This window comes from Streptomyces griseosporeus (assembly GCF_014656055.1).
Classification (GTDB): Bacteria; Actinomycetota; Actinomycetes; order Streptomycetales; family Streptomycetaceae; genus Streptomyces; species Streptomyces griseosporeus.
Genome location: NZ_BNBR01000003.1, coordinates 891012 through 914695 on the forward strand (window position 1 = coordinate 891012; position 23684 = coordinate 914695).

The 23684-nt window shown below is 72.5% G+C and carries 21 protein-coding genes; 11 read left to right on the plus strand and 10 right to left on the minus strand.

Features of this window, described 5'->3' with window-relative positions; translation table 11 throughout:
• Positions 1 to 30 precede the first annotated feature (30 nt).
• Together IE308_RS18510 and IE308_RS18515 are read left to right on the plus strand one after the other, a co-directional pair.
• Positions 31 to 432, plus strand: a complete 402-nt coding sequence (locus IE308_RS18510; RefSeq protein WP_190218761.1) for a hypothetical protein — start codon at positions 31 to 33, stop codon at positions 430 to 432.
• A gap of 79 nt (positions 433 to 511) precedes the next feature.
• Positions 512 to 3718 carry a tetratricopeptide repeat protein gene (locus IE308_RS18515; RefSeq protein WP_190218762.1) on the plus strand — a complete coding sequence of 1069 codons (3207 nt, stop codon included), beginning with the start codon at positions 512 to 514 and terminating at the stop codon, positions 3716 to 3718.
• 9 nt (positions 3719 to 3727) lie between these two features.
• Here the strand turns inward: IE308_RS18515 and IE308_RS18520 are convergent, their stop codons facing one another.
• Entirely contained in the window at positions 3728 to 3982 is a 255-nt protein-coding gene (locus tag IE308_RS18520) for a hypothetical protein (protein WP_110630041.1), read from the minus strand.
• A complete protein-coding gene (gene mca, locus IE308_RS18525; protein ID WP_110630040.1) occupies positions 3975 to 4856 on the minus strand; it encodes a mycothiol conjugate amidase Mca in 882 nt (293 codons plus the stop codon). Before mca ends, IE308_RS18520 begins: the two co-directional genes overlap by 8 nt.
• Before the next feature lie 161 nt (positions 4857 to 5017).
• Between mca and IE308_RS18530 the strand changes: the two genes are divergently transcribed.
• Positions 5018 to 5416, plus strand: coding sequence for a DUF4307 domain-containing protein (locus IE308_RS18530; RefSeq protein WP_190218763.1), 399 nt, complete (start codon positions 5018 to 5020; stop codon positions 5414 to 5416).
• Between the two features lie 190 nt (positions 5417 to 5606).
• Entirely contained in the window at positions 5607 to 6104 is a 498-nt protein-coding gene (gene greA / locus IE308_RS18535) for a transcription elongation factor GreA (RefSeq protein WP_110630038.1), read from the plus strand.
• Positions 6105 to 6166: 62 nt separating this feature from the next.
• Here greA and IE308_RS18540 read toward each other — a convergent pair whose 3' ends face one another.
• The 3 genes from IE308_RS18540 to ilvA form a co-directional block, all read right to left on the minus strand.
• Complete coding sequence (locus IE308_RS18540) at positions 6167 to 7012, minus strand: ABC transporter permease (protein ID WP_110630037.1); 846 nt, start codon at positions 7010 to 7012, stop codon at positions 6167 to 6169.
• Positions 7009 to 8010, minus strand: coding sequence for an ATP-binding cassette domain-containing protein (locus IE308_RS18545; RefSeq protein ID WP_110630036.1), 1002 nt, complete (start codon positions 8008 to 8010; stop codon positions 7009 to 7011). Before IE308_RS18545 ends, IE308_RS18540 begins: the two co-directional genes overlap by 4 nt.
• Positions 8011 to 8178: 168 nt before the next feature.
• Positions 8179 to 9408 (minus strand): threonine ammonia-lyase, encoded by a 1230-nt coding sequence (ilvA, locus tag IE308_RS18550; RefSeq protein WP_110630035.1) that lies wholly within the window; start codon positions 9406 to 9408, stop codon positions 8179 to 8181.
• Between the two features lie 167 nt (positions 9409 to 9575).
• On the opposite strand from ilvA, the gene IE308_RS18555 reads away from it, so the two are divergent.
• The 3 genes from IE308_RS18555 to IE308_RS36980 all read left to right on the plus strand — a co-directional run bounded on the left by IE308_RS18555 (position 9576) and on the right by IE308_RS36980 (position 11057).
• On the plus strand, positions 9576 to 10076 hold the full coding sequence (locus tag IE308_RS18555; RefSeq protein WP_229908947.1) for a MarR family winged helix-turn-helix transcriptional regulator: 501 nt from the start codon (positions 9576 to 9578) through the stop codon (positions 10074 to 10076).
• A gap of 229 nt (positions 10077 to 10305) precedes the next feature.
• Positions 10306 to 10812: a sigma factor-like helix-turn-helix DNA-binding protein gene (locus IE308_RS36975; protein ID WP_229908927.1), complete on the plus strand. Its 507-nt coding sequence runs from the start codon at positions 10306 to 10308 to the stop codon at positions 10810 to 10812.
• Positions 10809 to 11057 carry a hypothetical protein gene (locus IE308_RS36980; protein ID WP_162655590.1) on the plus strand — a complete coding sequence of 83 codons (249 nt, stop codon included), beginning with the start codon at positions 10809 to 10811 and terminating at the stop codon, positions 11055 to 11057. Before IE308_RS36975 ends, IE308_RS36980 begins: the two co-directional genes overlap by 4 nt.
• Before the next feature lie 13 nt (positions 11058 to 11070).
• On the opposite strand, the gene IE308_RS18565 is transcribed toward IE308_RS36980, so the two are convergent.
• Positions 11071 to 12225 (minus strand): cystathionine gamma-synthase, encoded by a 1155-nt coding sequence (locus IE308_RS18565; protein WP_190218765.1) that lies wholly within the window; start codon positions 12223 to 12225, stop codon positions 11071 to 11073.
• Positions 12226 to 12355: 130 nt separating this feature from the next.
• Between IE308_RS18565 and IE308_RS18570 the strand changes: the two genes are divergently transcribed.
• The gene (locus IE308_RS18570; protein WP_190218766.1) at positions 12356 to 13474 is read left to right on the plus strand and encodes a hypothetical protein; all 1119 of its coding nucleotides are present in this window, start codon (positions 12356 to 12358) and stop codon (positions 13472 to 13474) included.
• A gap of 89 nt (positions 13475 to 13563) precedes the next feature.
• Positions 13564 to 14301 carry a type 1 glutamine amidotransferase family protein gene (locus IE308_RS18575; protein WP_190218767.1) on the plus strand — a complete coding sequence of 246 codons (738 nt, stop codon included), beginning with the start codon at positions 13564 to 13566 and terminating at the stop codon, positions 14299 to 14301.
• A gap of 76 nt (positions 14302 to 14377) precedes the next feature.
• Here IE308_RS18575 and IE308_RS18580 read toward each other — a convergent pair whose 3' ends face one another.
• Positions 14378 to 15421, minus strand: a complete 1044-nt coding sequence (locus tag IE308_RS18580; RefSeq protein ID WP_190218768.1) for an NAD(P)-dependent alcohol dehydrogenase — start codon at positions 15419 to 15421, stop codon at positions 14378 to 14380.
• 183 nt (positions 15422 to 15604) lie between these two features.
• Between IE308_RS18580 and IE308_RS18585 the strand changes: the two genes are divergently transcribed.
• Positions 15605 to 16516 (plus strand): helix-turn-helix domain-containing protein, encoded by a 912-nt coding sequence (locus IE308_RS18585; protein WP_110630029.1) that lies wholly within the window; start codon positions 15605 to 15607, stop codon positions 16514 to 16516.
• 105 nt (positions 16517 to 16621) lie between these two features.
• Here the strand turns inward: IE308_RS18585 and IE308_RS18590 are convergent, their stop codons facing one another.
• The 3 genes from IE308_RS18590 to IE308_RS18600 all read right to left on the minus strand — a co-directional run bounded on the left by IE308_RS18590 (position 16622) and on the right by IE308_RS18600 (position 22277).
• The gene (locus IE308_RS18590; protein WP_190218859.1) at positions 16622 to 19870 is read right to left on the minus strand and encodes a S8 family peptidase; all 3249 of its coding nucleotides are present in this window, start codon (positions 19868 to 19870) and stop codon (positions 16622 to 16624) included.
• A 234-nt stretch (positions 19871 to 20104) separates the two neighbouring features.
• Positions 20105 to 20788: an ABC transporter ATP-binding protein gene (locus IE308_RS18595; RefSeq protein ID WP_190218769.1), complete on the minus strand. Its 684-nt coding sequence runs from the start codon at positions 20786 to 20788 to the stop codon at positions 20105 to 20107.
• Between the two features lie 46 nt (positions 20789 to 20834).
• Complete coding sequence (locus tag IE308_RS18600) at positions 20835 to 22277, minus strand: ABC transporter permease (RefSeq protein ID WP_190218770.1); 1443 nt, start codon at positions 22275 to 22277, stop codon at positions 20835 to 20837.
• Positions 22278 to 22433: 156 nt separating this feature from the next.
• Between IE308_RS18600 and IE308_RS18605 the strand changes: the two genes are divergently transcribed.
• On the plus strand, positions 22434 to 23579 hold the full coding sequence (locus IE308_RS18605) for a GGDEF domain-containing protein (RefSeq protein ID WP_110630026.1): 1146 nt from the start codon (positions 22434 to 22436) through the stop codon (positions 23577 to 23579).
• The last annotated feature ends 105 nt before the right edge of the window (positions 23580 to 23684 follow it).

The following is a 23684-nucleotide window of genomic DNA, read 5'->3' on the forward strand; positions in this document are numbered from 1 at the left end:
GTCAATGCGCTCGGATTCACCGTCTCGGCCGTGGCCATCCTCTACCTGGCCCGGCAGACCAGGCTCGGCCGCGACCAGGCCGCCATAGCCGTCAACCACAGCATCCTGTCGTCCCTGCGCGAGCTGCACGTCGTGCTGGCCCAGCGCGAGCTGCTCGGATACTTCTACGACGACCGGGAGTGCCCGCCCGAGGACCCGCGCCACCGCGAAGTCACCGTCATGGCCGACACCTTCGCGGACATCCTCTGCTCCGGCCTGCACGCCCACGAGAAGATGCCCGCGAGTGAGAGCCTCGAACCCTGGCGCGCCTACTGCGCCGACATGCTGCGCCACAGCCCCGTCCTGCGGACCCGGCTGAACGCCGCGTTCTGGCCGCACCTGGATCGCCTCGGCGGCGCGTCCGGCGGACCGCCCGGTCCGCCCGCCCCCTGATCCGCGGAGCCCCTCGCGCTCCCGCCCACCCCGAAGGACACTCAGGGGAAACGGAGTTGCCGTCGGAGGGGGACGAGGCATGCGGGACAGTCACCGGGCCGAGGCGGAGCGGTTGCTGGCGCGGGCCGTGGAGGAGGAGGTACGGCGGTCCGGGGGGCGGATCGACGGGCAGGTGCTGATGGGCCGTGCCCGCGGCGCGCTCGACACCGTCGCACAGAGCGCCGCCGAGGAGTACGGCGCCTATCTGCGGGCTGTGGAGGATGGCGAGGCCGGGCGGATGGGCTTCGCGCAGCGGTACGCCCGTGAGGGCGGCGCCACTCCCCTGCTCGTCGCCGGGGTCGCCGCCGTCGCCGCGGCCGTCGCCGACCTCGCGCTCGGCTCCGGCACCGGCACCGCCCTGACCGCGGGCGCCACCGCCGGGGTCGCCGGAGCCGTGGCGAGCGTGGTGAAGGTGGCCGGATCCCATCTGCCCGCCGCCCACCACCGCGCCGGCGCCGCGGGCCAGCCCGGCGGCCCCGAGCAGCTGCGGCTGCAGTGGCTGACGGCGCTGGAGGTGCGCGGGATCCGGCCCTTCCTCGACCAGCAGCGGGTCCTGGCCGCCTCCACCGGGCCGGTCACCAAGAAGCCCGGCCCGCGGCTGCGCGGCGCGGACAAGAGCGCCGCCGCCCGCGGACGCAGCGTCCTGGAGCAGTCCTTCGCACAACTCCCCGAGCCGGATGCCCCGTTCGCGGGCCGGCGGCAGGAGATGGCACGGATCCGGCAGTGGGTGCAGGCGGCCCGCGCCGGCACCCGGACCCGTCCGACGGTCGTCGTCCTGCACGGGCAGCCCGGCAGCGGCCGTACGACGCTCGCCGTGCGGGCCGCGCACGACCTGCGCGACCAGTTCCGCGGCGCCTGCGTCGTCGACCTGCGCGGCGACAGCCCGGGCGAGCCGCCGCTGGCCACCCGGGACGCCCTGCTGCACCTGCTCAACCGGCTCGGCGCACCCCGCGAGCAACTGCTCTTCCGCGACCGCTCCTCCCCCGACCAGCAGATCAAACGCCTCGGCGAGCTGTACCACCGGCACCTGGCCGGCGTCCCGGTCACCGTGGTCCTCGACGACGCCGCCGACGCCGAGCAGGTCCGCGCCCTCGTCCCCGAGCACTCCGACAGCCTCGTCCTGGTCACCGCGCGCACGCCCCTGGAGCTGCCCGCCGACCTCGCGGCCTGGGTGCACCACCTGCCGGTGGAGCCCCTGGACGCGGCCGGTGCGGAGGAGCTGCTGGGCGCGGCGGCGCAGGACGACCCGGGGCCGTACGACGGCGAGTCCGCCGACCGCATCCGCGAGCTGTGCGGCGCGCTGCCGCTCGCGCTGCGCGTAGCGGGCTCGGCCCTGGGTCCGCGCTCACCCCGGCGGCTGGCGGCGGACCTGGACGCGTACGGCCCGGTCGAGCCCGTGGAGCGGGTGCTGTGGCTGCGCTACACCGACCAGTCGGAGCAGGCCCGCCGGCTGCTCAGACGCCTCGCCCTGGCCGGCCGGGCCTCCCTCGGCGCCGCGGCCGCCGCCGCGCTGCTCGCCACCGACCGCGCGGAGGCGACCCGGCATCTGGTCGCGCTGTCCCGGGCCGGCCTCATCGACCATGTGCGCGGCAGCCGCTACCGCCTGCACGACCTGGTCCGCGCCTTCGCGCAGGCCCGGCTGCTGGACGAGGAGGACCCGGCCGAGCGCACGGCCGCGCAGGAACGGCTGATCGTCAGCTATGCCGAGCTGGCCGACTCGGTGCTGCGGCTGGTCGACGGCAACATGTCGACCCGCTCCGACCGGTTCAGCCCGCACGGTTTCACCTCCCTCGACGAGGCGCTGCGCTGGCTGGACGACGAGTCGAGCTTCATCACGGCGACGCTCCGGCACGCGGAGGGCGTCGACCAGGGCGCGGTGCAGAACCTGCTGGGCGCGCTGTGCGACTACTGCCTGCTGCGCGGTGACCTGTACCGGCTGGGTGAGATCAGCGAGCTGGCCCAGGCCGTGGACCAGGGGCTGCTGGTCCGCTCGGTGCAGTGGCGCACCGGCATCGCCGCCCGCCAGCTGGGCGAGCTGGACAAGGCCCGGACGACGCTCGCCTCGGTCGTCGACCTGTACCTGGAGGCCCACCACGACGCGGGCGCGGCCCGCGCGCTGTGCTCGCTCGGCATCACCCTGCACCACCAGGGGAACCTCACGGAGGCCGCGGCGAAGCTGCGGGAGGCCCTGGACCTCCAGCAGGCGCCGGAGCTGGCCACGGACCGGGCCTGGACGATGCACGCGCTGGCGGCGGTGGAACGCGACCGGGGCCGTCTCGCGGAGGCCCTGGAGTTGCTGAACGGCTCCCTGGTGCTGCACCGGGAGGGCGGCTCGGTGCACGGCGAGGCGTGGGCGCACTTCCAGCTCGGCCAGCTCGGTCTGCGCCTGGGCGACGTGGACCGCGCGGAGGCCGACCTGCGCCAGGCCCTCGACCGGTACGGCCGGACCCGCGACGCGCGCGGCGAGGCGTGGGCGCTGACCCAGCTGGCCCGGGCCCGGCTGGTCGCGGGCGACGCGGGCCCGGCCGTGGAGGCGCTGCGGCAGGCGGCGGTCCGGCACCGGGACAACGAGGACGCCCGCGGCGAGGCCTGGACCCTGTACTACCTCGGGCAGGCCCTGGAGGAGACCGGCGACCTGGACCGGGCGGTGCGCGAGCTGGAACGCGCCCGCACGATGTTCTCCCGTATGCGCGACGTGTACGGCCTGGCCTGCGCCCGGCACCATTCGGCGCGCGTCACCCGCGACCAGCGCGCCGCCCAGACCGGCTCCCTGCGCAACTCCGGCTTCGCCCGCCAGCTCCTGGTCGACGCCCGCGCCGACTTCCAGCGCATCGGTGTCGCCCACGGCGAGGCGTGGACGTGCCTGGAACTGGCGGTGGTGGACGCGGGCAACGCCCGTACGGCCCAGGCGCTGGCCCTGTGCGACGAGGCGACGGCCCTGTTCGCCACGTACGGCGACCGCCGCGGCGAGGACTGGTCCCGCTTCCTGCGCTGCACCCTGCTGCCGTACGCGGCCCCCGGCGGGGTGGAGGTCGGCACGGCGGTGGCGCAGGAGGAGCTGACCCAGCTGACCCGGGCGGCCCACCCCGCCCGCGACGGGAAACTGGACGACTACGTCGAGGCCTACCAGCTGCTGCTGGAACGCGGCGTCACCCTGGAGGCGGGCTGGCAGGCCTGGCGCCTGGGCATGGTCCCGGACCGGCACGCCCGGGAGGTGATGGGTGTGCCGGTGCCGGTCCAGCGGTGAGGCGGCCGGTCAGCCGTGCTGCGGCTTGGCCCCGCCCGGCGGTGTGCCCTTGGGGGTGTCCGTCTCCGGGTCCGGGGTCTCCTTGAAGTCGACCTTGCCCATGTGCCTGTTCATGGACTTCATCAGGCCCCACACCGCCAGGGCCATCACCGCGAAGACGATGAAGCCGAGGACGCCGGGGGTGACCTTGTTCTCGTCGACGTCCTTGGCGAGGGAGACGAGGTGGGTCGCTGCCAGGCTCACGCTTGCGCTCATGTCAGGCATTGTCGCGGATGCCCGCAAAGAGGTCGTCCTCGGGGAGGGAGGTATCGACGAGGGACTTCGCCAGCTCGTACTCCTCCGTCGGCCAGACCTCCTTCTGGATCTCCATCGGCACCCGGAACCAGCCGCCGTCGGGGTCGATCTGCGTGGCGTGCGCGATCAGCGCCTTGTCGCGGATCTCGAAGAAGTCGGCGCACGGGACGTGCGTGGTCAGCGTGCGCTCCTTGCGCTCGAACTCGTCCCAGCGCTTGAGCCATTCCCCGTACGGCGACTCCAGGCCGCGGTCGAGCATGGCCTGGTGCAGGGCCTCGGTGCGGGGGCGGTTGAAGCCCTGGTTGTAGTACAGCTTCAGCGGCTGGAAGGCCGGCCCGAACTCGTCCTCGGGGTACTTCTCGGTGTCCGCCGCGCCCTCGAACGCCACCATCGAGATCTTGTGGGTCATGATGTGGTCGGGGTGCGGGTAGCCGCCGTTCTCGTCGTAGGTGGTGATCACCTGCGGGCGGAAGGAGCGGATCTTCTTCACCAGCTCGCCGGCCGCCTTGTCGACGTCCTCCAGGGCGAAGCAGCCCTCCGGCAGCGGCGGCAGCGGGTCGCCCTCGGGCAGGCCCGAGTCGACGAAGCCGAGCCACTCCTGCTTGACGCCCAGGATCTCCCGGGCCTCGTCCATCTCCTTGCGGCGGACCTCGTGGATGTTCTCCTCGATGTACTTGTCGCCCTGGAGCTTCGGATTGAGGATGGAGCCGCGCTCCCCGCCCGTGCAGGTCACCACCAGCACGTCCACCCCCTCGGACACGTACTTCGCCATGGTGGCCGCGCCCTTGCTCGACTCGTCGTCGGGGTGGGCGTGGACGGCCATCAGTCGCAGCTGGTCAGTCAAGACTCAATCCTCATCGATGTCGGCGCCCCGGTGTCAGCGGGTGCGATCGGCGGCTTCTATAGTGACCGAATCGGGCGGCGAATAATTCCGGGTTCTCCGCCCGGGCGCCCGCTTTCGGACCTTCGTCCGATCCCTCCGAAGGCCCCGCCGAGAGGACGATCATGAGTACGGTGAGCACGCACAGGCCGGAGGGCCGCTACGGCCGTTCCTCCGACCAGCGCACCGACCGCACGCTCAAGGTCGTCGGCGCCGTCCTGGGCGCCGTGCTGCTGGCGATTGTCGGCTGGTTCGGCTGGCACTATGTCGCCGGCAGCGAGATCAGCGCCCAGGTGATCAGCTTCAAGGCCACCGACAAGGCGGTGCGGGTGCATCTGGAGGTCCACAAGGACGCCGGGGCCTCCGGCTACTGCACGGTCCGCTCCCAGTCCGCGGACGGTGCCGAGGTGGGCCGGGCGGACTTCCGCTTCTCCGGGCCGGACACCCGGATCGACAGAGTCGTCACGCTGCGTACGACGGCTCCGGGCACGACGGCCGAGCTGCTCGGCTGCCACGGCGACTGACCGGCGGCCGCACGCGCGGGCGGTCGGGCGGAATACGTAGGCGCTGACCTGCGTTGACGCAATTCTGATGGCTTATGTCCTCCCCCTTCCGGCCCTGAATTGTTAGGCTCGTGGTTTCGCCCATCCATGAGGGAACATTCTTCTGGGTAGGGCGATGCTTTGTATTCCCAGTACCGACGAGGAGCACCCTGTGACCCAGACCAGCGAGAACGTCACCTGGCTGACCCAGGAGGCGTACAACAAGCTCAAGGACGAGCTTGAGTACCTTACTGGTCCTGCGCGCACGGAGATCGCCGCCAAGATCGCGGCCGCGCGCGAGGAGGGCGACCTGCGCGAGAACGGCGGGTACCACGCGGCCAAGGAGGAGCAGGGCAAGCAGGAGCTCCGCGTGCGCCAGCTGACCCAGCTCCTCGAGAACGCGAAGGTCGGCGAGCCGCCGGCCTCCAACGGTGCGGTCGCGCCCGGCATGGTCGTCACGATCGCCTTCGACGGTGACGAGGACGACACGCTGACCTTCCTGCTCGCCTCCCGCGAGTACGCCAGCTCCGACATCGAGACCTACTCGCCGCAGTCGCCGCTGGGCTCCGGCGTGATCGGCCACAAGGTCGGCGACGACGCGGAGTACGAGCTGCCGAACGGCAAGAAGGCCTCGGTGAAGATCCTCAAGGCCGAGCCGTACAACGGCTGACCCCCCTCCAGGACCCCCGCGAAGCCCCCGGTGCCTTCCGGCGCACGGGGGCTTCGCCTTGCTCAGGCGGCGGCCGAGCGGTACTTGCGGACCGCGAGGGTGCGGAAGATCAGCACGATCAGCACCGAGTAGATCAGTGACGCCCACACCGGGTGGACCATCGGCCAGGCGTCCGACGGCGAGACCCCGGGGTTGCCGAAGAGCTTGCGGCAGGCCTGGACGGTGGCGCTGAACGGGTTCCAGTCCGCGACGTGCTGCAGCCAGGGGGTCATCCGGCTGGAGTCCACGAACGCGTTCGAGATGAACGTGACCGGGAACAGCCAGATCAGCCCGCCGGAGGTGGCCGCCTCGGGGGTGCGCACGGACAGGCCGATGAGGGCGCCGACCCAGGTGAAGGCGTACCCGAGCAGGAGCAGGAGGGCGAAGGCGGCGAGCACCTCGCCGACGCTGGTGTGGGTGCGCCAGCCGACCAGCAGGGCGACGATCGCCAGCACGAACACGGTGAGGGCCGTCTGCACCAGGTCGGCGAGGGTGCGCCCGGTGAGGACCGCGCCGCGGGCCATGGGCAGCGAGCGGAAGCGGTCGATCAGGCCCTTGTGCATGTCGTCGGCGATGCCCGCACCGGCGCCCGCGGTGGCGAAGGTGACGGTCTGGGCGAAGATGCCGGCCATGAGGAACTCGCGGTAGACGCTCGGGTCGGTCGTGCCGCCGATGTTCATGGAGCCGCCGAACACATAGCTGAACAGCACCACGAACATGATCGGCTGGATCAGCCCGAAGATCACCATCTCGGGGATCCGGCTCATGCGGATCAGGTTCCGCTTGGCGATCACCAGCGAGTCGCGAACGGACTGCACCACCGGGTGGGCGGGCGGGTTGACCGGTACGGCGTCGGTGACGGCACTCACTTGGCGGCCTCCTTCGCGGCCTTCTGACCGGGTTCCTGCTCGTCGCTCGCGTCCTTGGCCTCGGCCACGTGTCCCGTCAGGGACAGGAACACGTCGTCGAGGGTGGGGCGGCGCAGGCCGATGTCGTCGATCTCGATGCCGCGGGTGTCCAGTTCGCGGATGACCTCGGCGAGCAGCTTGGCGCCGCCGGTGACGGGGACGGTGAGCTTGCGCATGTGTTCCTCGACGGTGGTGTCGCCCTTGCCGAAGCCGCGCAGGACCTCCGAGGCGGCGGGCATGTCGTCCCGCTCGTGCACGACGACCTCGACGCGCTCGCCGCCGGTGCGGGCCTTGAGCTGGTCGGAGGTGCCGCGGGCGATGACCCGGCCGTGGTCGACGACGGCGATGTCGTGGGCGAGGTGGTCGGCCTCCTCCAGGTACTGCGTGGTCAGCAGCAGCGTCGTACCGCCGGAGACGAGGCGTTTGATGACGTCCCACAGCAGTTGCCGGTTGCGGGGGTCGAGGCCGGTCGTCGGTTCGTCCATGAACATCACGGGCGGGGAGACGACGAGCGCGGCGGCGAGGTCGAGGCGGCGGCGCATGCCGCCGGAGTAGGTCTTCGCGGGGCGGTCGGCGGCGTCGGCGAGGTCGAACTGCTCCAGCAGTTCGGCGGCGCGGGCCTTCGCGGCCTTGGCCCGCATCTGGTAGAGCCGGCCGACCATCTGGAGGTTCTCGCGGCCGGTGAGGTATTCGTCGACGGCGGCGAACTGGCCGGACAGGCCGATCGAGCGCCGCACGTCGTTGGGGTGCTTGAGGACGTCGACGCCCGCGACGACCGCCCGGCCCCGGTCGGGGCGCAGCAGGGTGGTCAGGCAGCGGACCGTGGTGGTCTTGCCCGCGCCGTTCGGCCCGAGCAGGCCCAGGACGGTGCCCTCGGGGACGTCGAGGTCGACGCCGTCCAGAGCTTTGACGTCACCGAAGGTTTTCACCAGGCCTTCGGCGTAGATGGCGCCTGGCATATGAGTCTCCACGTCTTCGGGGATACTTCGGAAAGCCTAGGTATGGGTGGGTTGTTCCGCCCGCAGGCGGAGTCGGGTCGCGACAGGCAGACCATAACGCGATGTATCGCGTCTCTCAACGGATTTTTCCGAACGAGTGACACGCGCCCTCAGTCCTAGGCCCCCGCCTCAGGCGATGACCGTGTAGCCCGCCTCGCGCAGGGCCTGGCCGACCTCGGCGCAGTGCTCGGGGCCCTTGGTCTCCAGGTGCAGCTCGACCTCCGCCTCCGTGAGCCCGAGCCGGGGGTCGGTCCGTACGTGGCTCACGTCGAGGACATTAGCGTCGACCACTGACAACACCCCGAGGAGCGCCGCCAGCGCACCGGGCCGGTCGGTGAGGCGGATACGGACGGCCAGGTAGCGGCCCTGCGCCGCCATGCCGTGCCGCAGGATGCGCTGCATCAGCAGCGGGTCGACGTTGCCGCCGGACAGCAGCGCCACCACCGGCCCCTCGAAGGCGCCCGGGTCGCTGAGCAGGGCCGCGACCGGGCTCACGCCGGCCGGTTCGACGACCAGCTTCGCCCGCTCCAGGCACAGCAGCAGCGCGTTGGACAGCTCGTCCTCGCTGACCGTGCGAACCTCGTCCACGAGGTCGGCGACCAGCCCGAACGGCACATCGCCGGGCCGGCCCACCTTGATGCCGTCGGCCATCGTCGCCGGGTTGGCCAGCACCACCGGATGCCCGGCCGCCAGCGAGGGCGGGTACGCGGCGGCGCCCGCCGCCTGCACGCCGACGATCCGCACGTCCGGCCGCAGCGCCTTCACCGCGACCGCGATGCCCGCCGCGAGGCCGCCGCCGCCGATGCCGACGACGATCGTGCGGACCTCGGGGCACTGCTCCAGGATCTCCAGGCCGACCGTGCCCTGCCCCGCGATGATGTCGGGGTGGTCGAAGGGGTGGATGAAGACCGCGCCCGTCGACGCCGCGTACTCCTGCGCGGCGGCCAGCGTCTCGTCGACCACCTGGCCGTGCAGGCGCACCTCGGCGCCGTAGTCCCGGGTCGCGCTGATCTTCGGCAGCGGGGCGCCCTTCGGCATGAACACCGTCGAACGCACGCCGAGCAGGGACGACGCGAGGGCGACGCCCTGCGCGTGGTTGCCGGCGCTCGCCGCGACGACCCCTGCCGCCCGCTGCTCGGGCAGCAGGCCGGCTATCCGCACGTACGCGCCGCGCAGCTTGAACGAACCCGTCCGCTGGAGGTTCTCGCACTTGAAGTGCACCGGCGAGCCCACCAGCTGGGACAGCCGGCGGCTGCCCTCCATCGGGGTCATCCGCGCCACGCCGCTCAGCATCTTCTGGGCGCCGCGGACGTCGTCGAGGGTGACGGGAGGCAGGGCGGCGGCCGTACGGTGGGTCATGTCGCAAGTCTCGCAGTTCACCCCCGCGGACGGCTGCCGTGACCAACCGGCGAGACGGGATTGCGCACCGCCGGTACGGCATGCGCCCCGTCCGCGTACCCTGTCCCCCAACCAGCAGCCCTCCACGAAGTGAGCCCCCGGCCATGCCCACAACACCTGAAATGTCGATGGACATGACGACCGTCGGTGACACCGGTCTTCTCGACACCCTCCAGCACGAGGTGGCGGTGTTCGCCCGCCGTGCCGAACAGACCCGGCTCGGCGGCGTCGGGCAGGTGCGCAACTCCATGGACCGCGCCGCGTACCTGCTGCTCAACCGGCTCGACAAGGAGGGCCCGATGGGCGTCAAGGCGCTCGCCGCGAGCATGGGCATCGACTCCTCGACGGTCACCCGGCAGGTCGCGCCGCTGGTGGACACCGGCCTGGTGAAGCGGACCTCCCACCCGGAGGACGGGCGGGCGGTCGTCCTCCAGCTCTCCCCGCGCGGGCAGTCCCGGCTGGAGGAGGTGCGCTCCTCGCGGCGTCAGCTGATGGCCGAGCTGACCCAGGACTGGGCACCGGAGGAGCGCGAGGCGTTCTGCTCGCTGCTGACCCGCTTCAACCACGCCCTGTCGGCCCGGCAGGCGTCGCAGGGCATGCCGAGCGCGGAGCCGACGCCGGCCTCCTGAAGACCGGGAGCCGCGCGCGCCTGCGCCGGGAGCCGCGTGCGCCTGTGCCAGGAGCCGCGCGCGCGAATCCGGGGATCCGCGTGCGTGAATCCGGGAGTCCGTGTGCGCGGCTCTTGACCGAAAGGGGCCCCCTGGCCTCAGATGAGACCGGGTCCTCGTCGCACGCGGTCGCGCATGCCGTGGGCGGCCCGGTCCCGAACCTCTTGGTCGCCCTCAGGGGGGAGGCGCGGTGCGAGAACGGCATGCGTCCCAGGGCGCCCGGCGGGCCCAGGAGTTCGAGTCGTTCGTCGCGGGCGCGGCCGGGCGGCTGCTGCACGCCGCCACCCTGCTGACCGGCGAAGCCCCGTACGACAATCCGCGCGCCCGGCGGCTGCTGACGCTCGCCCTGGCCCACACGTACGCCTCCTGGGACCGGCTGCGCGGCGAGGACCCCTACGACCGCACCCGCGAGTACCTGGCCACCCGCTTCGCCCGCGGCGCCTGGCACCACTACGGCGGCCTGCTCGCCCGTGCCCGCCCGCATCCCGACAGCGCGCTGGCCCACCTCGGCCCGCACGAACGGCTGGTGCTGGTGCTGCGCCTGTTCGAGGGCGTCGGCGAGGAGCAGGTCGCGGCGCTGCTGGGGGTGCCGCTGGAGCGCGTGCACACCATGTGCGACCGGGCGACGGCGACGGTCCTGCATCCCCCGCGCAAGCCGGCCCCGCCGGCCGCGGAACCGGAGGTGGCGGCGTCATGAACCGGCTCGAACGGGAGGCGGCGGCCCGCCGGATCATGGAACGGGTGCAGCCCGTGCCCCCGCCGGACCTGTACGAGGACGTCGTACGCCGCGGCTCCCGGCTCCTGCGGCGGCGTACGGCCGTACGGCGGCTGCTGTGGCTGCTGCTGGTGGCCGGGCTCGTCGCCTTCACCGTGTGGGCGCTGACGGTCCAGCCGTGGGTGGAGCCGCCGTCGGACACGACTCCACCGCTGACGGACTGGTGACCGCGGCCTTCGCCTAGCCGAGTGCCTGCTGGAGGTCTTCCAGCAGGTCGTCGACGTTCTCGATGCCGACCGAGAGGCGGACCAGGTCGCCCGGGACCTCCAGGGCCGAGCCGGCCGCGGAGGCGTGCGTCATGCGGCCCGGGTGCTCGATGAGGGACTCCACGCCGCCCAGGGACTCGCCCAGGGTGAAGATCTTCGCCCGGTTGCAGACCTCGACGGCCGCCTCCTCGCCGCCCTGCACGCGGAAGGAGACCATGCCACCGAACGCCCTCATCTGCTTGGCGGCGACCTCGTGGCCGGGGTGGTCCTCCAGCCCCGGGTAGAGCACCTTGGTCACGCGCGCGTGCCGGGTCAGCATGTCGGCGACCTTCGTCGCGTTCTCGCTGTGCCGGTCCATGCGCACCGACAGCGTCTTGGTGCCGCGCAGCACCAGCCACGAGTCGAAGGGCCCGGCGACCGCGCCCATCGCGTTCTGGTGGTAGGCCAGCTCCTCGCCCAGCCCCTGGTCGTTGACGATCAGCGCGCCGCCGACCACGTCCGAGTGGCCGCCCATGTACTTGGTGAGGGAGTGGACGACGACGTCCGCGCCGAGCGCCAGCGGCTGCTGGAGGTAGGGCGTGGCGAAGGTGTTGTCGACGACGAGCTTGGCGCCGGCGTCCCGGGCGACCTGGGCCACGGCGGCGATGTCGGTGATGCCGAGGAGCGGGTTGGAGGGGGTCTCCACCCAGACCACCTTGGTCTTGGGGGTCAGGGCGGCGCGGACCGCCGAGGGGTCGCTGGTGTCGGCGACCGACCACTCCACGCCCCAGCGCGCGACGACCTTGGCGAAGAGGCGGAACGTGCCGCCGTAGGCGTCGTTCGGGATGACCACGTGGTCGCCCGGGCTGAGCAGCGTGCGCAACAGGCAGTCCTCGGCCGCCAGTCCGGACGCGAACGCGAGGCCCCGGCGGCCGCCCTCCAGGGCGGCCAGGTTCTCCTCGAGGGCGGTGCGGGTCGGGTTGGCGCTGCGGCTGTACTCGTAGCCGCCGCGCAGGCCGCCCACGCCGTCCTGCTTGTAGGTCGAGACCTGGTAGATCGGCGGGACGACCGCGCCGGTGAGGGGATCGGCGGTGTTGCCCGCGTGGATCGCCAGGGTCTCGAAGTGCTGACTGATGTGCCTGTCGCTCATGTGCACCGAGCGTAGTGCGCCAGGTGGCCGAATGAGGCCTCGGTGCGCGGCGCGGGGCGGTCGCGGGGGGTTTTCCACAGGCGGGAGGGCAGGTTGGCCAATTGTCGGCGGTGTCTGGTTCGCTTGAGCCATGGAGATTCTGTGGGTCCTGATGGCGGTGGTCCTGATCGCCTTCGTGCTGCTGCCGTACCTGCGGCGCAGGCGGGGCGGCATCGAGCTGGTCCCGCCCGGCCATCCGGACGCGGCCGACCCCGCGGACTACGGCTTCCTGCGCGAGGAGGAGCTGGACATCCGCCTGCCCGGCCCCGACCAGGACCTGCTGGACGTGCTGGACCTGGTGCAGCGCACGCACGACTACAAGGCCGCCCAGCAGCTCCTCGCGGGGACGGAGACCGAGGGCGAGCTGCGCTGGCAGCGGGTGCAGGCGTTCGCCGGGGCGGCGGCGCTGGAGCTGCAGCAGCGGCCCGGTGGGGTCGGGGAGATACCGGGCGGTCAGTGGCTGCGGGTGTGGCGCGCCGAGCAGCCGAAGGACGCGGGCGGTGCGGCGGTGCACGCCGAGTTCCTGGTGCAGCAGGCGTGGCGGACGTCGACGCCCGGCACGGACGACTTCCGGATCATCATGGAGGAGGCGCGGTCGGCCCTGTCCGACGCGGCGCTGCTCGCGCCGGGCGACCCGGTGCCGTACATCGTCGAGCTGTCGGTGGCGCGCGGGCTGCACTACTCGCGCGAGGAGTTCGAGCAGCTCTGGCTGAAGATCCTCGACCGTGCCCCGCACCACATGGGCGCCCACCTGGCCGCGCTGCACTACTGGTGCGAGAAGTGGCACGGCTCGCGGGAGCTGGCCTACCGCTTCGCGGAGGCCGCCGCCGCCCGGGCGCCGCGCGGCTCGCTGCTGGCCGCGATGCCGCTGTTCGCCGTGTTCGAGCACCTGCCCGAGGTGAACCTGGTGAGCGGCTTCTACCAGAGCGAGGTCGTCACCAAGGCGATCCACGGCGCCCTGCACGCGGTGCACACGGCCCGCCCGGACGACCCGATGCTCGCCCACGTCCGCCACCTGCTGGTGTTCTTCCTGGTGCGCGCGGAGCGCTGGGCGGAGGCCATGGACCAGCTGATCCACGTCGACGGCCACGTCGGCGCCCTGCCCTGGACCCTGTCCCCCGACCCGGCGGCGGAGTTCGCGGTGTACCGCGCCCTCGCGGTCGCCGGCTACGAGGCAAACGGCGGCAGCCCGGCGACGCTGCCGCACTGACCGGCGGGAAATCCAGGGGCGTCCGGCCGGTGTCCGTGAGTTACTTGGCCGGGCGTTCCGGAGGGGGGCGCTGGTGTCGGGGAGGGTGTGTGGGGAGTCGGACGTTTCTGATCGGTGGCGGGTGGGACGCCGAGGCCGTGGGGGCGGTCTACGGGCCGTTTCTGCGGGCCGCGGGGCCGGCGCCGGTGATCGGGTGTGTGATCGTCGACGAGGGGGACGGGGCGGAGTACTTCGGCCGGTTCGAGGCCGCGCTGCGCAAGGCCGGTGACTGCCGTCCGGTGCCGCTGCTGGTGCCGCTCGGGGAGCGGTTCGAGCCCGGTGCGGTGCCCGCGGAGCTGGGCGGGCTGCTGGTGTGCGGCGGGCTGACGCCGGCCTATCAGGAGGCGTTCGCCGCGTCCCGTGAGCCGGTGCGGCGGCTGCTCGCCGAGCGTGGCGTGCCGTACGCCGGGTTCTCGGCGGGCGCGGTGCTCGCCGCGGCGGACGCGCTCGTCGGGGGCTGGCTGGTGGACGGGGTGCCGGTGTGCCCGGGGGATGCCGCCGAGGACCTTGAGGAGGTCGAGGTGCGGCCCGGGCTGGGGCTCGTGCCGTTCGGGGTGGACGTGCACGCCGCCCAGTGGGGCACGCTCGGGCGGCTGGTCGCGGCCGTGGCGGGCGGACGCCTGGCGCACGGGGTCGCGCTCGACGAGAACACGGTCGTGGAGGTGCCGGAGCCCGGCGGCCCCGCCTTCGTCGCCGGGCTGGGCCGGGCGCACGTGGTCCGGCCGGGCGAGGGCGGCGGGGCGGCCGTACGGTCGTATGCCGCCGGGGAGTCGTTCCGGCTGGGGTGAGACAGGCGGCGGGGCGAGCGGCGCCGTTCGCGCCGCCCGCCCCGAGCCGCTGCACGGCCCCCGTCCGGCGCCCGCGTCAGATCGTCGACGTGTCGATCACGAACCGGTAGCGGACGTCGCTGTTCACGACCCGCTCGTACGCCTCGTTGATCTGGTCGGCGCGGATCAGCTCGATCTCGGCGCCGAAACCGTGCTCGGCGCAGAAGTCCAGCATCTCCTGGGTCTCGGCGATGCCGCCGATCATGGACCCGGCCAGGGTCTTGCCGCCGCCGATCACCGAGAACAGGTTCAGCGCGATGGGCTCCTCCGGGGCGCCCACGTTGACCAGCGCGCCGCGGGTCTTCAGCAGGCCCAGGTAGGCGTTGAAGTCCAGGGGGGCGGACACCGTGGAGACGATCAGGTCGAAGGTGCCGGCCAGCTCCTCGAAGGTCTTCGGGTCGCTGGTGGCGTAGTAGTGGTCGGCGCCCAGCTTCAGCCCGTCGTCCTTCTTGCGCAGGGACTGCGAGAGCACCGTCACCTCGGCGCCCAGCGCGTGCGCGATCTTCACGCCCATGTGGCCGAGGCCGCCCATGCCGAGGATGGCGACCTTCTTGCCGGGGCCGGCGCCCCAGTGCTTGAGCGGGGAGTACAGGGTGATGCCGGCGCACAGCAGCGGCGCGGCGACGTCGAGGGAGAGGCCGTCGGGGATGCGGACGACGTAGTTCTCGTCGACGACGATCTTCTGCGAGTAGCCGCCGTAGGTGGGCTCGCCGTCCTTGCCGACGGCGTTGTACGTGCCGATCATGCCGCCGCCGGTGCAGTACTGCTCCAGGCCGGCCTCGCAGTTGTCGCACTCGCGGCAGGAGTCGACCATGCAGCCGACGCCGACCCGGTCGCCGACCCGGTACTTGGTGACCCCGGGGCCGACCTCGGCCACGATGCCGGCGATCTCGTGGCCGGGGACCATCGGGAAGATCGCCTCGCCCCAGCCCTCCTGGGCCTGGTGGATGTCGGAGTGGCAGATGCCGGCGTACTTGATGTCGATCAGGACGTCGAACTCACCGACCGCGCGGCGCTCGATCGTCGTGCGCTCCAGCGGAGCCTTGGGCGCGGGTGCGGCGTACGCAGCAACAGTGGTCATGTCGGGGGTTCTCCTGACGAAGGTGTCCGTGCCCGGCCTGCCTTCCGGCCGGGTACGCCTCCAGCGTGCCCGCAGGTTCTCCGTCCACCCAGGTCACGGCTTTTCGTACGTCTGCTGTGCCTACCACTGGCGGGGTCAGGTTGAGGGTCGTACGACCAGGGGCCGGCAGGAATACTGGACGGCATGGACGAAAGCCCCGCACCCGCATCCGCACCGGAGGCCGGCGCCGGTCTGGACCGGCGTGCCGAGCTGAGCGAGTTCCTGCGTACCCGGCGTGCCCGGCTGAAGCCGGAGGACGTCGGCCTGCCGGACTTCGGACGGCACCGCCGGGTGCCGGGGCTGCGCCGGGAGGAGCTGGCGCAGCTGGCCGGGGTGTCGGTGGCGTACTACACGCGGCTGGAACAGGGCAACGGGCGCAACGTGTCGGCGGAGGTGCTGGACGCCATCGCCCGCGCGCTCAGGCTGACGGACGCCGAGCACGCGCACCTGACGCATCTGGCGAAGCCGAAGCACCTGAAGAAGAAGCCGGCGGCGCGGGCACAGCAGGTGCGCGGCCCGCTGCGGCACCTGCTGGACGCGATGGACGGTGTCCCCGCGTATGTCGTGGGGCGGCGCGCGGAGATCCTGGCGTGGAACCGGATGGCGTCGGCGCTGTTCGGCGACTGGGCGGAGCTGCCGGCGGAGGAGCGGAACTGGGCGCGGCTGGTGTTCCTGCGGCCGGCGTACCGGGAGCTGTTCGTCGACTGGGAGCAGAAGGCGATCGACATCGTGGCGGCGCTGCGCATGGACGCGGGCTGCTATCCGGACGATCCGCGGCTGTCGGCGCTGGTGGGCGAGTTGTCGGTGAAGAGCGAGGACTTCCGCCGGCTGTGGGCGCAGCACGACGTGAAGGACAAGAGCCACGGCATCAAGCGGTTCCGGCATCCGCTCGTGGGTGAACTGGCCCTGCAGTTCGAGTCGTTCAAGCTGACCGACGGCTCCGACCAGTCCCTGGTCACGTATCACGCCGAGCCGGACTCGGCGTCGGCGGAGGCGCTGCGGCTGCTGGCGAGCTGGGGCGCGGACGCGACGCGGGCGGCGCGGACGACGCCGTAACGGCCCCCGAGGCGTGGCGTGACCGCCCGCCGGCATGGGGAAGGCCCCCGGACGCGTGTCCGGGGGCCTTCCTTTCTGGCTTCTCGCTCTCGCGGACCGGCCGGCTCAGCGCCCGATGTAGGCGTTGTAGATGCCGACCTGCGCGCTGTTGCCCTGCTTGTCGGTGACCTTCGCCGCGAAGGACAGGCCCTTGCCCGCGGCGGGGTTCTTCACCGTGATCTTGCCGTTGGTGACCTTGACCGTCTTCCACGTCTTGCCGGAGTCGTAGGAGACGTACACCGACAGCGACTTCAGGTTGCTGCCGGCGGCCGCACCCTGGACCGCGACGGGGAAGGTGACCCACTTGTTGGCGATGACGCGGCCGTCCAGGCTGGTCGTCGGGTTGAAGCGGACGTTGGAGGCCGGGAGGCGGACCGTGTCGGCCGTGCTGGGCTTGGCCGAGCGGAACGTCCAGGACGCGTCGATCCGGGTGGAGGTGGCGGAGACCGCGGCGCTGCGGCTGACCGAGGTGGCCAGCTTGTAGGTGGCGGCCGTGGACGGCACGGTGAAGACGCCGTCGCCGAAGAGCGGGTCCTTGTTGGAGCCGATCTTCACGCCGTTGCGGTAGAGGGTCGTGTTGACCGAGGTGAAGTCCGACGAGCCGGCGTGGCCCGCGGAGTCGGCGAACACCGGGAGGTAGCCGTAGACCAGGTTGCCCTCGCGGAACAGACCGAAGTACGGGTTCAGGTGCGGCTGGAAGATCGCCGAGTTGAACGTCTTCGAGTACGCCGTGCCCGCCTTGAAGGTCTGCGGGTCGCCGAGGGTGTAGAAGGCCTCCGGCACCGGGAAGCCGTCGGGGTCGACGCGGCCGGAGTACTGGGAGAAGTCCAGGCCCCACTTGGCGCCGTCACCGGTGGAGACGTAGAAGGTGCGGGTGCCGGGGAGCCGGACGGTGACGGGCGCGCCGGCCGTGAGGTCCTCGGGCAGCTCGGCCCAGGCGCTCACGCCGCCGGTCTTGCCGGCGGTGGAGGAGCCCAGCCGGGCCTGCACGGAGGCGAACTCGCTCGCCTTGTAGGCGCGGACCTTCTCGCCGCCGAGGATCTTGTTGGTGCGGGCGTAGGTGGAGATGTCGTACTCGGCGCCCGAGCCCTTGCTCCACTGGCCGGACCAGGTCTGCGACAGGCCGCCGGCGACGGTCCCGCCGAGGTGGGCCAGGCGCACGTCCGCGAAGGACGGCAGGTTGAGGCCGAAGCCGATGCCGGCCGGCTCGTACCAGTAACCGGCGTACGCGCCGAGCGGCTTGGCCGTGGTGTCCGGCACGGTGATGCGCGGCGAGGTGGCCTTGCGGGCGTCGATCGTGACGGACGTGTCGCCGTTGACGGTCAGCTGCGGCTGGACGAGCCAGTCGAGGCCGCCCGTGAACTTCACGAAGTCCTTGGCGATCCAGGCGTCGAGCAGGTAGGTGCCCTTCGGCAGGCGCATGGTCGTCGTGCCGGAGGCGGCCGTCGGGACCTGGTAGCCGCGGCCGTTGCCGAGGCCGGCGTAGCCGAGCAGCGCGGTGTTGTAGTCGGCGGTCGGCTGGCCGTCCTTGCCGATGTGCTTGACGGTGACGTCGTACGACTCCACCTCACGCTGCACCGCGGCGGCCGTTCGCACGGTCTGGCCGCCGCCGGTCGCCGTGACGTACGCCGAGTAGGCGCCGTCGAGGGTGCCGCCCAGCTTGGTGTTCACCGTCAGGTCGACGGAGGCCTTGCCGCCCGCGGGGACGGTGACCTGGGTCGCGCCGAGGGTGAAGAAGCCCGCGGGGGCGAGGGCGCCCTTGGGGTCCTTGGCCGTGGCGGAGAGGGTGAGCGTGACGTCCTGGGTGCCCAGGTTGCGGTACGTCAGCTGCTTGGTGACGGGCGTGTCGTCGGTGTGCGGCCACTGCTGCACACCGAAGCCGACCGACACCGGGTCGGCGAGGACCGTCTGCTGGATGGCCTTGTCGACCTGGATACGGCCGCTGCCCTGCTGGAACGGCGTGTAGTTGCCGCCCTTGGCGGAGCCGGCGAGCGCGGCCTTCAGCTCGGTGTAGCCCCAGTCGGGGTGCTCCTGCTTGAGGATCGCGGCGGCGCCGGCGACGTGCGGGGTGGCCATCGACGTACCGGAGATGGTCAGGTAGCCGGCCGGGTTCTCGCCGACCTCCTGGTCGATGGCGCTGCCCTTGGCCGCGGCGGCGGTGATGTCGACGCCGGGCGCGGTGACGTCCGGCTTGATGGCGCCGTCGCCGACGCGCGGGCCGGTGGAGGAGAAGTCGGCGAGGACGTCCTTGTCGTCGACCGCGCCGACGGTCAGGGCGGCGTCCGCGCTGCCGGGCGAACCGATGGACTCGGGGCCCTCGTTGCCCGCGGCGATCGCGAACAGGATGCCCTTCTCCGCGGAGAGCTTGTTGACCTCCGCCTCCAGCGGGTCGACATCCGGGGTGTCGGTGCCGCCGAGGGAGAGGTTGACGATGTCGGCGCCCTGCTCGGCCGCCCACTCCATGCCGGCGAGGATGCCGGAGTCGTCGCCGGAGCCGGTGTCGTCGAGGACCTTGCCGGCGAGGATCTTCGCGCCGGGGGCCACGCCCTTGAACTTGCCGCCGGACTTGGCGCCGGTGCCGGCCGCGATGGACGCGACGTGGGTGCCGTGGCCGACCTTGTCGGCGGCGGTGGCGGCGGAGGTGAAGTTCTTCACCGCGACGACCTGGTTGGTCAGGTCGGGGTGGGTGGTGTCGACGCCGGTGTCCAGGACGGCGATCTTGACGCCCTTGCCGTCGTACCCGGCGGACCAGGCGGCCGGGGCGCCGATCTGCGGCACGGACTTGTCGAGGCTGGCCTTGCGGACGCCGTCGAGCCAGACGTGCGCGATGCCGGCGGCGGTCTTGCCGCCGTTGGTGAGCGCGTCCCACAGCTCGGGCGTCTCGGCCTGCGGGGTCTGCACCGCGTCGGCGTTGAGCGACTTCAGTGTGCGGCGCAGGGTGCCCGCGTCGCGCACGTCGGCCTTGGCGGCGGTGGCGGCGCCCTGGTAGCCGACGATGACCTTCAGGCCGTTCTTCTGGGCCCGGCGGGTCGCCGCCTTGTTCAGCTCGGTGATGTCGAAGAGGCGCTGGTCCAGCTTGCCGGAGGCGACGAGGCGGGCCGCGTCGGCCGGGACGACGAGGGTGTGGCCGTCCTTCTTGCGGATCTGGACGGGTATGTTCTCGCGGCCCTTGGCCCGCTCCAGGCCGACGACGCGGCCCTTGGCGTCCACGGCGACCCGGTCACCGGTGATGAGGGTGATGTGGTCCTGGGCGGAGAGCTTGGCGGCACCGGTGGCCGCACGCTGGTCGGGCTTGGCCGCCGCCGGGCTGGTCATTCCCGCGGCGAGCGCCACCGCGGCCGCCGTCGCCACGGTGGCCGCGCATGCCCTTTTCACTTGTCTGCGCAACTTTCCCCCTGCTCATGAGGTCCGGGCTCTTCGATCCCCATCGCCCGGCCGGGGGCATGTCCGTACGCGTGCGCGTCAACCCCCCGGAACACGCAGTATGCCGGGGGGTGATCAATGACCTCAATAGCGGGGTCTGTCACGACCTCGCAACTGGCGCGTTCCTTACGGCAGCGCGCTCTCCTTGACCGTGATGCGCCCCTTGCGCAGGGTCGCGACGCGGGGTGCCTTCCTCGCGAGGGCGGAGTCGTGGGTGACCATGACGAACGTCAGGCCCAGCTCCTTCCACATGCGTTCGAGGACGTCCATGACCTCGTCGCGCATGCCCTCGTCGAGGTTGCCGGTGGGTTCGTCGGCGAGCAGCACCTTCGGCTGCTTCACGAGGGCGCGGGCGATGGCGACGCGCTGCTGCTGGCCGCCGGACATCTCGCCGGGCAGGTGGCCGAGCCGCTCGCCGAGGCCGACCGACGTGAGCGCCTCGGCGGCCCGCTCGCGCCGCTCCTTCGCCTTGACGCCGAGGGGGACGAGAGCGGTCTCGACGTTCTCCTGGGCGGTGAGGGTCGGGATGAGGTTGAACGACTGGAAGACGAAGCCGATGCTCTCGCTGCGCACCCTGGTCAGGCGGGCCTCGGGCAGCCGGGCCAGGTCGGTGCCGTCCAGGACGACTTCGCCGGAGGTGGGGCGGTCCAGTCCGCCGAGCATCTGCAGCAGGGTGGACTTGCCGCCGCCGGTGGGGCCCTGGATGACGAGGCGGTCGCCGTCGGGGATGGTCAGGTCGATGCCGTCGAGGGCGTGGACGGTGTCCTTGCCGCGGGTGTAGCGCTTGGTGACGTTTCTGAGGTCGTACACGGTCAACTCCGGTTCGCGGGTGGTCGGTCGGCGGATCGGGCCCGGGTCACTCGACCCGGCGCAGGGCGTCCGCGGGGCGCAGCCGCGAGGCGCGCCAGCCGCCGAAGGCGCCGGCGACGAGCCCGCCGGCCACCGCGAGGCCGACGGCGAGGGCGACGGTCGTCAGGCTCACCGGGGCGGTGAGGGCCACGTCCAGCGTCCTGGCGGCGGCCTGGCGGGCGGGGCCGCCGAGGCCGCCGGGGCCGGACATGCCGCCGCCTGCGGCCCCGCCGCCCAACTGGGCCTGGAGCGTGGGGCTGACGGCGGTCACGGCGTAGGCGCCGGCGAGGCCGAGGGCGATGCCGAGGGCGCCGCCGAGGAGGCCGTTCACGACGGCCTCGCCGACGACCTGCCGGGTCACCCGGCCCGACCGCCAGCCGAGCGCCTTGAGCGTGCCGAACTCGCGCACGCGCCGGGAGACCGCGGAGGAGGTGAGCAGTCCGGCGACGAGGAAGGCGGCGGCGAGCACCACGACCGACAGCCACCTGCCGACGCCGGCGGCGAGGGAGGAGGCGGTGGAGAGGGAGCCGGAGACGGTGTCGGCGAGGTCGGCGGAGGTCGTCACGGTCGTACCGGAGACGTTCTTCTGGATGGCCGCCTTGACGCTGTCGATCTTCTGGGAGTCGGTCGCCTTGACGTAGACCGTGGTGACCTTGTCCTTGGCGTCGGCGAGCGTCTGGGCCTGGGTCAGCGGGATGTAGAGGTCGGCGGCGGCGTCGCCGCTGTCGGCGGTGGCGATGCCGATCACGGAGAACCCGACGCCCTTGATGGTGACGGTGGAGCCGGTCTTGAGGCTCTTCTCCTTGGCGTAGGCGGAGTCGGCGACGGCGACCTTGGCGTCGGTCTCCGACGTCCTGAAGGTACGGCCACTGGTGATCTTGGAGGAGGTCAGCGGGCCGAGGGCGGGCTCGGTGACGTCGGTGCCGTAGACGGCGTAGTTGTTGACGTCGAACTCGGCGCTGCCGCCCTGCACTTCACCGCCGGGCTGCTGCCCCCGGGTGCCGGGTCCGCCGCCGCTGGAGTCCTGCTGGAACCGGCCGCGGGTGAACTGGCCGCTGACCTTGACGACCTGGAGGCTGAGCCCGCCGACGGCGTCGGCGACGCCGCTCTGCTGCCCGACCCGGGTGACGGTGGCGGTGGACAGGGTCTGGAAGCCCCGCACCATGACGCGGTCGCTGCTCTGCTCCTCGTCGGAGCTGTCATCCCGGGCGTCGAACTGGAACCGGGGCCGCTGGGAGGCGCTCGCCGTCGGGGAGGCGGCCTTGGTGACGGTCATGTCCGTGCCCAGTCCGTACAGCGACTGGAGGACCTTGTCCTGCGCCTTGCCCATCCCGGCGGAGACGGAGTCGACCACGATGACCAGCGCGATGCCCAGCGCGAGTCCGGAGGCGACGACGAGGGCCGCCTTTCTGCGGCGGCGCAGTTCGCGCCTCAGGTAGGTGAAGAACATGCGCGGCAAGGTAGGGACGGCGTGTGATGAAGGGTTGAGGCCGGGATAAGAGGTCCATGAGAAGGGCGGCGGCAGCTCGCGGCCCATGTTCGCGACCGGCCACCTGTTCGCCACATCAATGTCCCCTTTCCACCGGAACGTCCCTAGCCTGGATGAATGGGTGAGGACAGGCGGCTGGCGTCGGTCGTGGCGCTGGCGCAGGGGATGGCGGCGGCGCACACTCCGCGGGAGTCATGGCGGGCGGCGGCGCTCGGGGCGTGCCGGGCGCTGGCGGGAAGTTTCGCCGCGCTGTCGGTGTGGGAGCGGGACCTCGGGCGGCTCAGGGTCCTGGTCAACGTCGGCGACCGGGCGGCGCACGAGGAGGAGTTCCCCGAGGACGAGGCCTATCCCGTCCACCAGTTCCCCGAGATCACCGAGTTCCTGCACGAGCGGTGGGTGGGTGGCGGCGGGCCGAGCGCCTGGGTGGAGACCGCCGAGGGACCGGCGGCGGGCCAGCCGGGCTACTGCCACCAGCGGGTCGCCGCGCTGCGGCGGCGCGGGCGGGGCTGCTGTGTCGTCGCGCCGATCGTGCTGCACGGGCGGGCGTGGGGCGAGCTGTATGTGGCGCGGGCGCTGGGCGCGCCCGTGTTCGACCCGGGTGACGCGGACTTCGCGACCGTGCTGGCGGCGGTGGTCTCGGCGGGGCTCGCGCAGACCGAGCGGCTCCAGGAGGCGCGGCGGCTGGCGTTCACGGACGCGCTCACCGGTCTGGCCAACCGCCGGGCCGTCGACGTTCGCCTGGAGGAGGCGATCGAGCGGCACCGGCGGGACGGCAGCGTGGTCAGCCTGGTGGTGTGCGACCTGAACGGGCTCAAGCGGGTGAACGACACCCAGGGCCACGCCGCCGGCGACCGCCTGCTGGAACGGTTCGGCTCGGTGCTGTCACTGTGCGGCGCCATGCTGCCGGGGACGCTGGCCGCCCGGCTCGGCGGGGACGAGTTCTGCCTGCTGGCCGTGGGGCCGCCCGCGGACGACGTGGTGAAGGTCGCCGACGAGCTGTGCCGGCGGGCCGCCGAGCTGGAGCTGGGCGAGGGCGTGGCCTGCGGGGTCGCCTCGACCGAGGAGCCGGTCGGGCCGGTGCTCGACGCGCGCCGGCTGTTCCGGCTGGCGGACGCGGCGCAGTACCAGGCCAAGGCCGGGCGGGCGACGCGGCCGGTGGTCGCCGGGCGGGAGGGGCCGGACGATCCCGTCGTACGGCTGGCCGACGCCCCCTCCGAGCCGCGCGCACCGGAGCGGCGGCGGTTCCGCGGGCGGCGGCCGTAGGCCCGCCCTCGCAGCTGGGCGTGTGACCTACCTGTCGTGTGACCTACCTGTAAGGGGCGGACCCGGGCACCACTGGTGACATCTTCGTCTTCACTGCGTACGCTC

Bases quoted from the DNA above. Each gene is read 5' to 3' on its own strand.
- IE308_RS18545 (WP_110630036.1), bottom strand. From the start codon at position 8,010: ATGCCAGGCGCCATCTACGCCGAAGGCCTGGTGAAAACCTTCGGTGAC.
- IE308_RS18580 (WP_190218768.1), bottom strand. From the start codon at position 15,421: ATGACCACTGTTGCTGCGTACGCCGCACCCGCGCCCAAGGCTCCGCTG.
- ilvA (WP_110630035.1), bottom strand. From the start codon at position 9,408: ATGACCCACCGTACGGCCGCCGCCCTGCCTCCCGTCACCCTCGACGAC.
- IE308_RS18530 (WP_190218763.1), top strand. From the start codon at position 5,018: ATGAGTACGGTGAGCACGCACAGGCCGGAGGGCCGCTACGGCCGTTCC.
- IE308_RS18600 (WP_190218770.1), bottom strand. From the start codon at position 22,277: ATGTTCTTCACCTACCTGAGGCGCGAACTGCGCCGCCGCAGAAAGGCG.
- IE308_RS18585 (WP_110630029.1), top strand. From the start codon at position 15,605: ATGGACGAAAGCCCCGCACCCGCATCCGCACCGGAGGCCGGCGCCGGT.
- IE308_RS18520 (WP_110630041.1), bottom strand. From the start codon at position 3,982: ATGCCTGACATGAGCGCAAGCGTGAGCCTGGCAGCGACCCACCTCGTC.
- IE308_RS18555 (WP_229908947.1), top strand. From the start codon at position 9,576: ATGGACATGACGACCGTCGGTGACACCGGTCTTCTCGACACCCTCCAG.
- IE308_RS18570 (WP_190218766.1), top strand. From the start codon at position 12,356: ATGGAGATTCTGTGGGTCCTGATGGCGGTGGTCCTGATCGCCTTCGTG.
- IE308_RS18590 (WP_190218859.1), bottom strand. From the start codon at position 19,870: ATGACCAGCCCGGCGGCGGCCAAGCCCGACCAGCGTGCGGCCACCGGT.
- IE308_RS18565 (WP_190218765.1), bottom strand. From the start codon at position 12,225: ATGAGCGACAGGCACATCAGTCAGCACTTCGAGACCCTGGCGATCCAC.
- IE308_RS18515 (WP_190218762.1), top strand. From the start codon at position 512: ATGCGGGACAGTCACCGGGCCGAGGCGGAGCGGTTGCTGGCGCGGGCC.
- IE308_RS36980 (WP_162655590.1), top strand. From the start codon at position 10,809: ATGAACCGGCTCGAACGGGAGGCGGCGGCCCGCCGGATCATGGAACGG.
- IE308_RS18605 (WP_110630026.1), top strand. From the start codon at position 22,434: ATGGGTGAGGACAGGCGGCTGGCGTCGGTCGTGGCGCTGGCGCAGGGG.